The sequence below is a fragment of the Pseudomonas sp. IT-P258 genome, from assembly GCF_949767825.1.
GTDB lineage: Bacteria > Pseudomonadota > Gammaproteobacteria > Pseudomonadales > Pseudomonadaceae > Aquipseudomonas > Aquipseudomonas monachiensis.
This window is the reverse complement of sequence record NZ_CATKPU010000065.1, coordinates 124091-136708: the sequence shown is the minus strand read 5'-3', so window position 1 is coordinate 136708 and position 12618 is coordinate 124091. Positions and strand designations below refer to the sequence as shown.

The following is a 12618-nucleotide window of genomic DNA, read 5'->3' as shown; positions in this document are numbered from 1 at the left end:
AGAGGTTCTGCGGATGATTGTGTAAGGAGGGAAATTGCTATCACTTGCCCCCCTGCCTGATGATTCAAGCAGAGGAAAGAAAAAGGTGGAGAGTCGATCTGTAAGCCGGGTTCTGTCTTGAACAGTCATTCGTCTACGATGGCCATCACTGGACATCTTTAGCAACCTACCCGGTCCCAGCGCGGGCCACGCCTTGGGACCCTATTTGGTCTTGCTCCAAGTGGGGTTTACCTAGCCACGAACTGTTGCCAGACGTGCGGTGCGCTCTTACCGCACCTTTTCACCCTTACCGGCGCCGAAGCGCTTAGGCGGTTATTTTCTGTGGCACTTTCCGTAGGCTCACGCCTCCCAGGCATTACCTGGCACTTCGCCCTATGGAGCCCGGACTTTCCTCCCCCCCCTAATTTTCATAGAGGGCAGCGACTGTCCGATCGACTCTCCGCCGCGAAGGTTACCGGCAGAGCGCCTGAAGAACAAGCACCAAGCGCCATAGAGCACGCCTGTGCGTCGGCTTTTACTCGCCCTTCTGCTGATCCAGCGCGATCTGGTACAGCACATTCTTTCGCTCGCCGGTGATTTGCGCCGCCAAAGCCGCCGCACGCTTGAGCGGCATTTCTTCGAGCAACAGGTTGAGGATGCGCATCGCCTCGCTGCTGACGGTGCCTTCCTCCTCGGGCGCGGACCAGCCCGCCACCAGCACCACGCACTCGCCACGCTGCTGATTGCTGTCCGACTCGACAAACTCGCGCAGCTCAGCCAACGGCAGCCCCTTGAGAGTCTCAAACGTCTTGGTCAGCTCACGGGCAAGCAGCGCCGGGCGCTCGGGACCGAACACCAACTCCATGTCCTGAAGGCATTCCAGGATGCGATGCGGGGCCTCATAGAAGATCAATGTACGAGACTCTTCCTTTACCTGCTCGAGACGCGCACGCCGCCCCACCGCCTTGGCCGGCAGAAAACCTTCGAAAATGAATCGGTCGGAAGGCAGCCCGGCCGCCGACAACGCCGCAATCAATGCGCAAGCACCCGGAACCGGCACCACACTGATGCCCGCTGCCCTGGCCTGCCGCACCAGGTGATAACCCGGATCGGAAATCAGCGGCGTGCCGGCATCCGAGATCAACGCCACGCTGTCACCGGCAAGCAGGCGCGTGATAAAGCGGCTACCTTCATCACGCTCGTTGTGCTCATGGCAGGCCGCCAATGGCGTCGAGATGCCGAAATGTTGCATCAAGCGCTGGGAGTGACGGGTGTCTTCCGCGGCAATCAAGGCCACTTCGCGCAGAATCTTCAGCGCCCGCGCACTGATGTCATCCAGGTTGCCGATGGGCGTCGCCACCACATAAAGCGAGCCAGCAGCGGAATTCAAAGCACCTGGAGCAGTCAAAGCGCACACCTCATGATCGGTAAAAGTCGCCATTGTAGCGCGTAGCGAGACTCTCGAACCCGTAAGCAAACAAGGTATCGGTGACCGTTTGTGCGCTGGCGCAACATTTACACCAGCTAAATTGATCGATTCACGCCAGTAACATCGCGCCCCGGCCAGTGCTTGGGTACAATTCCACGCTAATTTGATCGAGTATCAGGAACGCTTACATGATCGCTTGCCTGCGGCTGTTATCTGCCCTCTGCCTCGCTGCCTTGCTGGCGGCTTGCGCCAGCTCGCCCTCGTCCAGCCTTGGCGAACTACCACGGACACCGGATGCCAGTATCGAGCAACTGCTTGAGAAGGCCTCCCAAAGCAAATCACCGGAAGATGCTGCCTTGCTGCGCTTGAGCGCTGCCGACCTGGCCTATCGCCAGGGCAATGCCGGCCAGTCCGCGCAAATCCTGCAACAGGTTCCTGTCGAACAGCTCAAGCCGGCCCCACAGGTTTTCGCCAACACCCTGGCGGCTGAACTGGCCATGACCCGCAATCAGCCCAAGGCCGCGCTGGCCGCATTGAGCCATCCGAGCCTGCAGTACTTGAGCGAACTGCCCGACGAACAACAGGTCCGCACCGGCACCGTTCACGCCCGCGCCCTTGAAGCCGATGGCCAGACCCTCGCCGCCGCTCGCCAGCGCATTTTCATCGCCCCGATGCTCGAAGGTGAAGCCGCAAGCAAAAACCATGAAGCCATCTGGACCCTGATCGCTTCGCTGCCGACCGATCAGCTGCAGCCAAACACCACCGACGATCTCGGCGGCTGGATGGCCTTGGCACTGGCCGTGAAATCCGCCGGCACCCTGGAGCAGCAACAGGCCGCCATCGACAACTGGCGCGCGCAGAATCCGAAGCACCCGGCAGCCAAACAATTGCCGCAGCCACTGACCCAACTCAAGGAGCTGGCCAGCCAGCCCCTGAACAAGATTGCCCTGCTGCTGCCTCAGGACGGCCAACTGGCCTCGGTTGGCAAAGCGCTGCGCGACGGTTTCATGGCCGCTCACTACCAGGCCCAGCAGGCCGGGCAGAAACCACCCGCCATCGAGTTCTATGACAGCTCGCGCCTGACGTCCATGGACGAGTTCTACCGCAAGGCCCAGGCCGATGGCGTGCAACTGGTCGTCGGCCCGCTGGAGAAGCCGCTGGTCAAACAGCTGAGCACTCGTCCGCAGTTACCGATCACCACCCTGGCGCTCAATTACAGCGAGGGCGATCAAGGCCCGGCGCAGTTGTTCCAGTTCGGTCTTGCCGCTGAAGACGAAGCCCGCGAAGTGTCGCGCCGCGCTCGCGCCGACGGCCTGCATCGCGCAGCCATCATGGTGCCAAAAGGTGAATGGGGCGAGCGCGTGCTCAAGGCGTTCAGCCAGGATTGGCAAGCCAATGGCGGCACCATCGTCGCCACCGAACGCGTCGACCAGCCGGTCCAGTTGGCCCAGCAGATTGCCGACATGTTCCAGCTGCGTCAGAGCGAAGGTCGCGCCAAGAGCCTGCAAAGCACCGTTGGCTCGCAAGTGGCCGCCCAGCCATCGCGCCGCCAGGACATCGAGTTCATTTTCCTCGCCGCAACGCCGCAACAGGCCCAGCAGATCAAACCGACCCTGAACTTCCAGTACGCAGGTGATGTTCCGGTCTACGCCACCTCCCACGTGTTCAGCGCCAGCGGTGACGTCAACCAGTACAACGACATGAATGGCATTCGCTTCTGCGAGACGCCATGGTTGCTGGACGCCAACGATCCACTGCGCCGCCAGGTCACTGCCCAGTGGCCACAAGCCGCCGGCAGCCTGGGGCGCCTGTATGCCATGGGTGTGGACGCCTATCGCCTGGCACCACGCCTGGGCCAGCTCAAGTCACTGCCGGACAGCCGCATCGACGGTGAGTCGGGCAGCCTTGGCATGTCTCAGAGCCAGCGGGTCGTGCGCCAGTTGCCATGGGCCGAGTTCGTCAATGGCCAGGTTCAGCGCCTGCCGGACACCGCTCGCTGATGCCCGACAGGTCACGCCAGCAAAGCGGCAAGGATGCCGAGCGCCATGCGCTCGAGCATCTTCAACAACAGGGTCTGCGCCTGCTGGCGCAGAACTGGTTGTGTAAACGCGGCGAGCTTGATCTGGTCATGCTAGATGGCGATACAGTAGTATTCGTTGAAGTCCGCTACAGAAAAAACACTCAATGGGGTGGCGCGCTCGATAGCATCGATGAGCGCAAACGGCAAAAACTGATTTTCGCCGCGCAATATTTTCTTCAGCGCGAGCCGCGCTGGGCCAATTCCCCTTGCCGCTTCGACGTGATTGCCATCGACAGCAACCTCGATCAGTTGAATTGGCTACAGAATGCCTTCGACGGCTGATCGCCGGCATTGCGAACCGGACACTATCACCCAACATTTTTGCTCTTTGCTTTGCGGGCTGCACATTCACGTGCCGAACAGCCGCGCTACTTAAGGTCACACAGATGGACATGCAATCGCGAATTCGCCAGCTTTTTCAGGCCAGTATCGACACCAAGCAACAGGCGATGGAAGTACTTGCACCGCACATCGAGCAAGCCAGCCAGGTCATGGTCAACGCCCTGCTCAACGAAGGCAAAATGCTTTCCTGCGGCAACGGCGGCTCTGCCGGCGATGCCCAGCACTTCTCGTCCGAACTGCTCAATCGCTTTGAGCGCGAACGCCCGAGCCTGCCGGCCATCGCCCTGACGACCGACAGCTCGACGATCACCTCGATCGCCAACGACTACAGCTACAACGAAATCTTCTCCAAGCAGATCCGTGCACTCGGCCAACCGGGCGATGTGTTGCTGGCTATCTCCACCAGCGGCAACTCGGCCAACATAATTCAAGCGATCCAGGCCGCACATGATCGCGAAATGATTGTCGTAGCATTGACGGGGCGTGATGGCGGCGGCATGGCGTCGCTCCTGTTGCCCGAGGACGTCGAGATTCGCGTGCCGGCCAACGTCACCGCTCGTATTCAAGAAGTCCACCTGCTGGCGATCCACTGCCTTTGCGACTTGATCGACAGCCAATTGTTCGGGAGTGAAGAATGACCCCTAATCGCCTTGGCCTACTGGCCTTGACCCTGTGCCTCGGCATCAGCGGCTGCACCTCGGTGGTGACTGCCAGCCGCGAAGCACCGATTGAAGATGACCGTGGCACTCGCACACTGGGCAGCAAGATCGACGATTCCCTGATCGACACCAAGGTTGGTGTGAACGTCGCCAAGGCCGACCCGGCCCTGGATAAGGATTCGCACATCGTCGTCACCAGCTTCAACGGTGTCGTGCTGCTCGCCGGGCAAACGCCACGCGCGGACCTCAAGGCCAAGGCCGAACAGGCCGCCGCCGCCGTCCAGCGCGTGAAACAGGTACACAACGAACTGCAAGTCCTGCCACCGTCCTCGTTGCTGGCACGCCAGAACGACATCTGGCTGACCACCAAGATCAAGACCCAGATGCTCGCCGATGCGAACATCCCCGGCTCGCGCATCAAGGTTGTCACTGAAAACGGCATCGTCTACTTGCTGGGCCTGCTGACCAAGCAGGAAGCCGCGCAGGCGACCAACCTGGTACAAGGCGTATCCGGCGTGCAGAAGATTGTGAAGCTGTTCGAGTACATCGACTGACCTGCAAATCCCACGCATAAAAAAGGCGATCCATCTGGATCGCCTTTTTTATTACTTCACCACTTTCAGACTGGGGCGACCGCTTGGACGCGGCGGCTCACTGTCGGGTGGCGGTAGATCGTCATCCGGTTCGATCTCGTCGTCCTCGCCCATGGGCGACTCCAGATCGAACACCATGCCCTGGCCATTCTCCCGGGCGTAGATGCCCAGGATCGAAGCAATCGGCACGTACAAGGTGTGCGGTACGCCACCAAAGCGCCCTTCGAAACTGACCGCTTCGTTATCCATGTGCAAATGACGCACGGCTTGTGGCGATACGTTCAGGACGATCTGTCCGTCACTGGCAAACCCCTGAGGCACCTGCACCGACGGGTACTCGGAATTGACCAGCATGTGCGGGGTGCAATCGTTGTCCACAATCCACTCATAGAGCGCACGGACCAGATAAGGTCGACTGGAGTTCATAACGGCTCCTTAAGCCTTAGCGCATGTCGCGTTCGACACCAGACAGACTCGCCTGGAAAGCCTCACGCGCAAACTGGCGCTCCATATAATCAAGCAGCGGCTTGGCCGGCCGCGGCAGTTCTATACCCAGAATCGGCAATCGCCAGAGTATTGGCAATAGGCAGCAATCCACCAGACTTTGTTCCTCACTGAGGAAAAACGGTTTGTCGGCAAACAGTGGCGACACACCCGTCAGGCTTTCGCGCAACTCTTTTCGAGCCACGGCACGGGCCGCTTCCTTGGTCCGCGAATCCAGAATCAGGTCCACCAGACCACACCAGTCGCGCTGAATGCGGTGTATCAGCAGGCGACTGTTGGCACGCGCCACGGGATAAACCGGCAGTAGCGGCGGATGCGGGTAACGCTCATCCAGGTATTCCATCACCACAGTCGACTCCCACAACGCCAGGTCACGATCGACCAGTGTGGGCAGACTGCCATAAGGGTTCACCTCAATCAGTTTAGGCGGCTGCCGACCAGCCTCCACGTAAATGATCTCGGCGCTGACACCCTTCTCTGCCAGTACGATGCGCACTCGGTGGGAATAGTGGTCGGCGGGGTCGGAGTAACAGGCCAACCGATTGGTCACGCCCATGGCGATCCTCCTCGCTTGTAGAAATTATCGAAAGCTCAAAAACGAGCGCGCCCAGAGGGCGCCTCCCGTAACGACTGGATCACCAGTTTCGCTACATCTTCAGAGGCGCCCTTGGGCGCGCGCGATTAACAGCAATAGCTTGAAGCTTTATCAGTGCACGTCTTTCCAGTATTCGCGCTTGAGCAGGTAAGCGAAGACGAAGAAGAACGCCAGGTACAACAATACGTATGTACCGATGCGCTGATGTTGCAGCTTAACCGGGTTAGCCGAGTAAGCCAGGAAGGTTACCAGATTCTTGACCTTCTCATCGAACTGCTCTGCAGTCAGGGCACCGCTTTTCGGCACGATGGTCAACTGATCGCATGCTTCATGAGTCAGCGCCGTACCGGTCAGAGGATCATATTGCTTCTTGCCGCCCTCGACGATCTGAACCTGTTTGCAGCCAACCACCTGGCGACCTTGCAGGCCGGCCAGGACGTTAGGCATGCCCACGTTCGGGAAGACCTTGTTGTTCACGCCCCATGGACGCGCAGGGTCTTCGTAGAACGACCTCAGGTAACCGTAGAGCCAGTCGGTGCCGCGAACACGGGCAACCAGGGTCAGGTCCGGCGGCGCTGCGCCAAACCAGGCCTTGGCGTCCGCCGGCTGCATGCCGATACTCATGTGGTCGCCGATCTTGGCGCCAGTGAACACCAGCTTCTCGAGCATCAACTCGTGGGGAATGCCCAGGTCGTCGGCAACACGCTCATAGCGTTGAAACTTGGCACTGTGGCAACCCATGCAGTAGTTGGCGAACGTACGCGCGCCGTCCTGCATGGCCGCTTTATCGGAAACGTCGATATCGACCTTTTCCAGCTCGGGGCCACCGTGCTCAGCCGCGAAAGCAAACACTGGCAGCGCAGCAAGCATCAATACAGCAAATAGTTTTTTCATCAGCCAGTCACCCTTTCCGGAACCGGTTTGGTCTTCTCGAGCCTGGTGTAGAACGGCATCAGAATGAAGTAGGCGAAGTACAGGAAGGTACATACCTGCGACAACAGCGTACGCTCAGGGGTTGGGGCCAATACGCCCAGCACGCCCAGGATCACGAACGAGATGCAGAACACCCAGAGCCAGATCTTGCTCAGCCAGCCCTTGTAGCGCATCGACTTGACCGGGCTACGGTCCAGCCATGGCAGGACGAACAGCACAGCGATGGCCGCACCCATGGCGATCACACCCAGGAGCTTGTCCGGAATCGCACGCAAGATGGCGTAGAACGGGGTGAAGTACCAGACCGGAGCGATGTGCTCTGGGGTCTTGAAGGCGTTCGCCACTTCAAAGTTCGGCTTCTCGAGGAAGTAGCCGCCCATTTCCGGGAAGAAGAACACGATCGAGCAGAAGATGAACAGGAACACCACCACACCGACGATATCTTTCACGGTGTAGTACGGGTGGAAGGCAATGCCGTCCAGCGGGATGCCGTTTTCGTCCTTGTGCTTCTTGATGTCGACGCCGTCCGGGTTGTTCGAACCGACTTCGTGCAACGCCAGGATGTGCAGCACCACCAGACCCAGGATAACGATAGGCAGGGCAACCACGTGAAGGGCGAAGAAGCGGTTCAGGGTAATACCGGAAATCAGGTAGTCACCACGAATCCACTGGGTCAGGTCGTTGCCGATGACCGGGATCGCACCGAACAGCGAGATGATCACCTGGGCACCCCAGTAGGACATCTGGCCCCACGGCAGCAGGTAGCCCATGAAGGCTTCGGCCATCAGCGCCAGGTAGATCAGCATGCCGAAGACCCACACCAGCTCACGAGGCTTCTGGTACGAACCGTAGAGCAGGCCACGGAACATGTGCAGATAGACCACGATGAAGAACGCCGAAGCGCCGGTGGAGTGCAACAGACGCAGGATCGAGCCGTACTCGACGTCACGCATGATGTATTCGACGGAGGCGAACGCCTCTTCCGCCGACGGGTTGTAGCTCATGGTCAGCCAGACACCGGTGACGATCTGGTTGACCAGAACGAGCAGCGCCAGGGAGCCAAAGAAGTAGAAGAAGTTGAAGTTCTTCGGTGCGTAATACTTGCTGAGATGGTCTTCCCACATTTTGGTGGCGGGAAAGCGCGCATCAACCCAATCCATGAACTTGCTCATCACGCTTTCTCCGTATCGACGCCAATGATAATAATTTCATCGGTCTCATAGGAATGCGGGGGAACTGGCAGGTTCAAAGGCGCAGGCTGCGACTTGTAGACGCGACCAGCCAGATCGTAGTGGGAGCCGTGGCAAGGGCAGAAATAGCCGCCTACCCAGTCTTTACCCAGATCCGCAGGTGCCACTTCGGGACGGAAGGTCGGCGAGCAACCCAGGTGCGTGCAGATACCGATCAGCAGCAGGACCTCGGGTTTGATCGAACGGGTTTCCGGATCAACGTAAGTCGGTTGTGTCGAGTTCTTGGAGGTCGGGTCAGCGAGCTGGCCCTCGATCTTCTTCAGATTCCCCAGGATTTCCTGTGTACGGCGGACGATGAACACCGGCTGGCCGCGCCACTCAGCAATCATCTGCTGGCCTGGCTCGATCTTGCTGACATTCACTTTCACCGGTGCACCTGCGGCTTTCGCCTTGGCACTGGGAAACCATGACCCCACGAACGGGACCGCAGCCCCCACCGCTCCTGCAGCACCCACCACGGATGTGGCTGCTACCAAGAAGCGACGCCGGCCTGCATTCACGCCGTCATTGCTCATTCAGTCCTCTCCCATCAGCTTTGTGGCCTGTTAAATCAGGCGTCTACTAAGTAAAACTATGTACTTATAAAAATTTTGCCGAATGGTAATGAAAAGCCCCAATTCTGACAAGGTAATTACCGGAACCCATCACCCCCAAGCCTTGTAGTATAGGGCGTCTGCGGATGTGGCAAGTTGTCACAGCGCAATTCTTTGATAAATCGCAGACATAAAAAAACGCCCAGCTCCGTGAGGAAACTGGGCGTTCTTTTTTGAACGTGAAAGCGAATTAACGCTTCGAGTACTGCGGACGCTTACGCGCTTTACGCAGACCGACTTTCTTACGTTCAACTTCACGAGCATCGCGGGTTACGAAGCCGGCTTTACGCAGGGCGCTGCGCAGAGTCTCGTCGTAGTCCATCAGGGCACGAGTGATGCCGTGGCGGATTGCGCCAGCCTGACCACTCACACCACCGCCGATCACGGTGACGTAGATGTCGAACTTCTCGACAGTCTCAGTCAGCTCCAGCGGCTGACGAACTACCATGCGGGCAGTTTCGCGGCCGAAGAAGTTATCCAGCGAACGGTTGTTGATGGAGATGTTACCAGTACCCGGACGCAGGAAAACGCGTGCGGTTGCGGTCTTGCGACGGCCAGTGCCGTAATTTTGAGTCGCCGACATAATGTACTATTCCGTTAAAACTTCAGTTCTTGGGGCTGCTGAGCAGTATGTGGGTGTGCAGCGCCCGCATAGACTTTCAGCTTACGGTACATGTCGCGACCCAGTGGGTTTTTAGGCAGCATGCCTTTAACCGCGGTCTCGATCACGCGCTCAGGGGCCTTGGCGATCAGCTTTTCAAAGTTGATCGACTTGATGCCGCCCGGGAAACCGGAGTGGGAGTAGTACATTTTGTCAGTGGTTTTAGCACCGGTAACACGGATCTGCTCAGCGTTGATTACGACGATGTAGTCGCCGGTGTCAACGTGAGGAGTGTACTCAGGCTTGTGCTTGCCACGCAGACGGCTCGCGATTTCGGTGGCCAGACGACCCAGGGTCTGACCAGCAGCGTCGACGACAAACCAGTCGCGCTTTACTGTTTCTGGTTTAGCAGTAAAAGTTTTCATTCTTTATAGCCTCAGGGGCCGCCCTGTAAATTAGACGGCGGATCTTACTGAATAGTGCGTACTTTGACAAGTCAAAGGCAGCCGGATACAGACGCTTTCGGGGGCTCGGGTCGGCGCGTCCGTTCAACGGCAAGATTCTTCGGCGGCGGCGCATCACTTCCACTGCAGAAAGAGGTGCGCAATTATGCAGATTGCGAAAAATAATTCAACCTGCTTTTATGATTGTTTTGCCCAAGGAGCACACGATGGACTATCGCCAGCTAGGCCGAACCAATCTGAACGTGAGTGCCCTCTGCCTCGGAACCATGACCTGGGGCGAGCAAAACAGCGAGGCAGAGGCCTTCGCCCAGATTGAGCGGGCCAAGCGTGCCGGGATCAACTTCATCGACACAGCCGAGATGTACCCGGTGCCACCCAAGGCCGAAACCTACGCCACCACCGAACGCTACATCGGCAACTACTTCAAAAGCCGCGGCGACCGCGGCGACTGGATCCTGGCCAGCAAGATCGCCGGCCCCGGCAACACCATCGACTACATCCGCGATAAAAACCTGCGCCACAACCGCCAGCACATCACCGAAGCGGTGGATGCCAGCCTCCAGCGCCTGCAAACTGACTACATCGACCTGTACCAACTGCACTGGCCGGAGCGCAGCACCAACTTTTTCGGACAACTGGGCTACAAGCACAAGATCGAAGCCAACCTGACCCCACTGGAGGACACCCTCGAAGCGCTGGACGAGCAGGTCCGCGCCGGCAAGATCCGCCACATCGGCCTGTCCAACGAGACACCATGGGGCACCATGCGCTTCCTGGCCCTGGCCGAAGCCCGAGGCTGGCCGCGAGCGGTGTCGATCCAGAACCCGTACAACCTGCTCAACCGCAGCTTTGAAGTCGGCCTGGCGGAAATCGCCATCCGCGAACAGTGCGGCCTGCTGGCCTATTCACCGCTGGCGTTCGGCTTCCTGTCAGGCAAGTACGAAGGTGGCGCCCGCCCACCAAAAGGTCGCCTGAGCCTCTACAGCCGCTTCAGCCGCTATTTCAATCCGCAGTCGGAAGCCGCCTGCAGCCGTTACGTGGCCCTGGCTCGCGAGCACGGCCTGGACCCGGCGCAAATGGCCCTGGCGTTCGTCACGCAGCAGCCGTTCGTGACCAGCAACATCATTGGCGCGACGACGATGGAGCAACTGGAGAGCAACATCGGCAGTTTCGACTTGAAGCTGTCGGAGGAAGTGCTGGAAGGGATCGAGGCGATTCACAAGGATCATCCGAATCCGGCTCCATAATTTGTCATGACCACGAAAAGATCGCAGCCTTCGGCAGCTCCTACAGGGTGTACGCCAATTCTGTGTAGGAGCTGCCGGAGGCTGCGATCTTTTCAACCATCAGCGCCAATCAAAGCGACCGCGCAATAATCTCCTTCATGATTTCATTGGTGCCGGCATAGATCCGCTGCACCCGCGCATCCGCCCATGCCCGGGCAATCGGGTACTCCCACATGAACCCATAGCCACCGTGCAACTGCACACACTCGTCGAGCACCTTGCACTGCAGGTCGGTGCCCCAGTACTTGGCCATCGCCGCCGTCGGCACGTCGAGTTTTCCTTGCAGGTGCAGTTCCAGGCAGCGGTCGACAAAGACGCGGCCGATCTGGATTTCCGTGGCCATCTCCGCCAGCTTGAACCGGGTATTCTGGAAATCCGCGATCGACTTGCCGAACGCCTTGCGCTCGCGGGTGTAGTCCAGCGTCCATTGCAGCGCCGCTTCGGCTGAAGCCAGCCCGCCAATGGCCACGGTAAGGCGCTCCTGGGGCAATTCCTGCATCAGGTAGGCAAAGCCCATCCCGGCCTGGCCCAGCAGGTTTTCCTTGGGTACACGCACGTCCTGGAAGAACAGCTCCGAGGTGTCCTGGGCTTTCATCCCGACTTTTTCCAGGCGCTTTCCCTTGTCGAAGCCCGGCGTATTGGCTTCCACCAGAAACAGACTGGTGCCCTTCGCGCCCGCCTTCGGATCGGTCTTGGCGACGACGATCACCAGATCGGCCAGGTAGCCATTGGTGATAAAGGTCTTGGAGCCGTTGATCACGTACTCATCGCCATCGAGCACGGCCGTGGTTTTCACCCCTTGCAGATCGGAACCGGCGCCCGGTTCGGTCATGGCAATCGCGGTAACCATCTCGCCGGACACCAGTTTCGGCAGGTATTTATGCTTCAGCGCCTCACTGCCGTAATGCAGGATGTAGGGCGCCACGATGTCCGAGTGCAGGGAAAAACCGATGCCGGTCAGGCCCAGTCGCCCCACTTCTTCGATCACCACCGCACTGTAGAGAAAGTCCGCTCCCAGGCCGCCGTACTCTTCCGGCAAGTGCGAGCAAAGCATCCCCGCCTCCCCCGCCTTGTTCCACAGTTTGCGGTCGATATAGCCCTGTTTTTCCCATTGCCCATGGAACGGCACCGCCTCTTTTTCGAGGAACGTCCGCACGCTGTCGCGGAAAAGCTCGTGCTCGGAACTGAACAGGGTTCTGGGGATCATGCGGCACCTTTTCTTTGTTTTTAGAATGAGTTGACGTTCAGAGACTAAGCCTCGCTTCCGATACAGGACACTGGACACATCCGACAAAAAATAAGACGATCCA

The 12618-nt window shown here is 58.9% G+C and carries 14 protein-coding genes and 1 other RNA gene; 5 read left to right on the top strand and 10 right to left on the bottom strand.

Features of this window, described 5'->3' with window-relative positions; all coding sequences use genetic code 11:
* Positions 1–85: 85 nt before the first annotated feature.
* Both rnpB and rsmI read right to left on the bottom strand, forming a co-directional pair.
* Positions 86–439: RNase P RNA component class A (gene rnpB, locus ACM6G4_RS21330), an RNA gene on the bottom strand.
* Between the two features lie 75 nt (positions 440–514).
* Positions 515–1420, bottom strand: coding sequence for a 16S rRNA (cytidine(1402)-2'-O)-methyltransferase (gene rsmI, locus ACM6G4_RS21325; RefSeq protein WP_414914569.1), 906 nt, complete (start codon positions 1418–1420; stop codon positions 515–517).
* A 176-nt stretch (positions 1421–1596) separates the two neighbouring features.
* Between rsmI and ACM6G4_RS21320 the strand changes: the two genes are divergently transcribed.
* The 4 genes from ACM6G4_RS21320 (at position 1597) to ACM6G4_RS21305 (ending at position 5043) form a co-directional block, all read left to right on the top strand.
* Positions 1597–3408 (top strand): penicillin-binding protein activator, encoded by a 1812-nt coding sequence (locus tag ACM6G4_RS21320; RefSeq protein WP_414914568.1) that lies wholly within the window; start codon positions 1597–1599, stop codon positions 3406–3408.
* On the top strand, positions 3408–3770 hold the full coding sequence (locus tag ACM6G4_RS21315) for a YraN family protein (RefSeq protein ID WP_008045939.1): 363 nt from the start codon (positions 3408–3410) through the stop codon (positions 3768–3770). The genes ACM6G4_RS21320 and ACM6G4_RS21315 overlap by 1 nt, the downstream gene beginning before the upstream one ends.
* 104 nt (positions 3771–3874) lie before the next feature.
* Positions 3875–4468 carry a phosphoheptose isomerase gene (locus ACM6G4_RS21310; RefSeq protein WP_007972584.1) on the top strand — a complete coding sequence of 198 codons (594 nt, stop codon included), beginning with the start codon at positions 3875–3877 and terminating at the stop codon, positions 4466–4468.
* Complete coding sequence (locus ACM6G4_RS21305; protein ID WP_056726229.1) at positions 4465–5043, top strand: BON domain-containing protein; 579 nt, start codon at positions 4465–4467, stop codon at positions 5041–5043. Before ACM6G4_RS21310 ends, ACM6G4_RS21305 begins: the two co-directional genes overlap by 4 nt.
* Positions 5044–5094: 51 nt before the next feature.
* Here the strand turns inward: ACM6G4_RS21305 and ACM6G4_RS21300 are convergent, their stop codons facing one another.
* The 7 genes from ACM6G4_RS21300 to rplM all read right to left on the bottom strand — a co-directional run bounded on the left by ACM6G4_RS21300 (position 5095) and on the right by rplM (position 9983).
* Positions 5095–5508: a ClpXP protease specificity-enhancing factor gene (locus tag ACM6G4_RS21300; RefSeq protein WP_007998247.1), complete on the bottom strand. Its 414-nt coding sequence runs from the start codon at positions 5506–5508 to the stop codon at positions 5095–5097.
* 16 nt (positions 5509–5524) lie between these two features.
* Positions 5525–6142 carry a glutathione S-transferase N-terminal domain-containing protein gene (locus ACM6G4_RS21295; RefSeq protein ID WP_007972581.1) on the bottom strand — a complete coding sequence of 206 codons (618 nt, stop codon included), beginning with the start codon at positions 6140–6142 and terminating at the stop codon, positions 5525–5527.
* A gap of 150 nt (positions 6143–6292) precedes the next feature.
* Positions 6293–7075: a cytochrome c1 gene (locus ACM6G4_RS21290; RefSeq protein ID WP_056726230.1), complete on the bottom strand. Its 783-nt coding sequence runs from the start codon at positions 7073–7075 to the stop codon at positions 6293–6295.
* A complete protein-coding gene (locus tag ACM6G4_RS21285; protein WP_008045954.1) occupies positions 7075–8286 on the bottom strand; it encodes a cytochrome b in 1212 nt (403 codons plus the stop codon). The genes ACM6G4_RS21290 and ACM6G4_RS21285 overlap by 1 nt, the downstream gene beginning before the upstream one ends.
* Positions 8286–8879 carry a ubiquinol-cytochrome c reductase iron-sulfur subunit gene (petA, locus tag ACM6G4_RS21280; RefSeq protein WP_046041913.1) on the bottom strand — a complete coding sequence of 198 codons (594 nt, stop codon included), beginning with the start codon at positions 8877–8879 and terminating at the stop codon, positions 8286–8288. The genes ACM6G4_RS21285 and petA overlap by 1 nt, the downstream gene beginning before the upstream one ends.
* Positions 8880–9147: 268 nt before the next feature.
* Complete coding sequence (gene rpsI / locus ACM6G4_RS21275) at positions 9148–9540, bottom strand: 30S ribosomal protein S9 (protein WP_003228056.1); 393 nt, start codon at positions 9538–9540, stop codon at positions 9148–9150.
* A gap of 14 nt (positions 9541–9554) precedes the next feature.
* Positions 9555–9983 (bottom strand): 50S ribosomal protein L13, encoded by a 429-nt coding sequence (gene rplM / locus ACM6G4_RS21270; RefSeq protein WP_007917032.1) that lies wholly within the window; start codon positions 9981–9983, stop codon positions 9555–9557.
* 245 nt (positions 9984–10228) lie between these two features.
* Here rplM and ACM6G4_RS21265 point away from each other — a divergent pair, with 245 nt between their 5' ends.
* Positions 10229–11269 carry an NADP(H)-dependent aldo-keto reductase gene (locus ACM6G4_RS21265; RefSeq protein WP_056726231.1) on the top strand — a complete coding sequence of 347 codons (1041 nt, stop codon included), beginning with the start codon at positions 10229–10231 and terminating at the stop codon, positions 11267–11269.
* Between the two features lie 109 nt (positions 11270–11378).
* Here ACM6G4_RS21265 and ACM6G4_RS21260 read toward each other — a convergent pair whose 3' ends face one another.
* Positions 11379–12515, bottom strand: coding sequence for an acyl-CoA dehydrogenase family protein (locus tag ACM6G4_RS21260; RefSeq protein WP_046041911.1), 1137 nt, complete (start codon positions 12513–12515; stop codon positions 11379–11381).
* Between the last annotated feature and the right edge of the window lie 103 nt (positions 12516–12618).

Coding starts and splice junctions, on each gene's coding strand:
- rsmI (WP_414914569.1), bottom strand. CDS start 1,420: ATGGCGACTTTTACCGATCATGAGGTGTGCGCTTTGACTGCTCCAGGT.
- ACM6G4_RS21320 (WP_414914568.1), top strand. CDS start 1,597: ATGATCGCTTGCCTGCGGCTGTTATCTGCCCTCTGCCTCGCTGCCTTG.
- ACM6G4_RS21315 (WP_008045939.1), top strand. CDS start 3,408: ATGCCCGACAGGTCACGCCAGCAAAGCGGCAAGGATGCCGAGCGCCAT.
- ACM6G4_RS21310 (WP_007972584.1), top strand. CDS start 3,875: ATGGACATGCAATCGCGAATTCGCCAGCTTTTTCAGGCCAGTATCGAC.
- ACM6G4_RS21305 (WP_056726229.1), top strand. CDS start 4,465: ATGACCCCTAATCGCCTTGGCCTACTGGCCTTGACCCTGTGCCTCGGC.
- ACM6G4_RS21300 (WP_007998247.1), bottom strand. CDS start 5,508: ATGAACTCCAGTCGACCTTATCTGGTCCGTGCGCTCTATGAGTGGATT.
- ACM6G4_RS21295 (WP_007972581.1), bottom strand. CDS start 6,142: ATGGGCGTGACCAATCGGTTGGCCTGTTACTCCGACCCCGCCGACCAC.
- ACM6G4_RS21290 (WP_056726230.1), bottom strand. CDS start 7,075: ATGAAAAAACTATTTGCTGTATTGATGCTTGCTGCGCTGCCAGTGTTT.
- ACM6G4_RS21285 (WP_008045954.1), bottom strand. CDS start 8,286: ATGAGCAAGTTCATGGATTGGGTTGATGCGCGCTTTCCCGCCACCAAA.
- petA (WP_046041913.1), bottom strand. CDS start 8,879: ATGAGCAATGACGGCGTGAATGCAGGCCGGCGTCGCTTCTTGGTAGCA.
- rpsI (WP_003228056.1), bottom strand. CDS start 9,540: ATGTCGGCGACTCAAAATTACGGCACTGGCCGTCGCAAGACCGCAACC.
- rplM (WP_007917032.1), bottom strand. CDS start 9,983: ATGAAAACTTTTACTGCTAAACCAGAAACAGTAAAGCGCGACTGGTTT.
- ACM6G4_RS21265 (WP_056726231.1), top strand. CDS start 10,229: ATGGACTATCGCCAGCTAGGCCGAACCAATCTGAACGTGAGTGCCCTC.
- ACM6G4_RS21260 (WP_046041911.1), bottom strand. CDS start 12,515: ATGATCCCCAGAACCCTGTTCAGTTCCGAGCACGAGCTTTTCCGCGAC.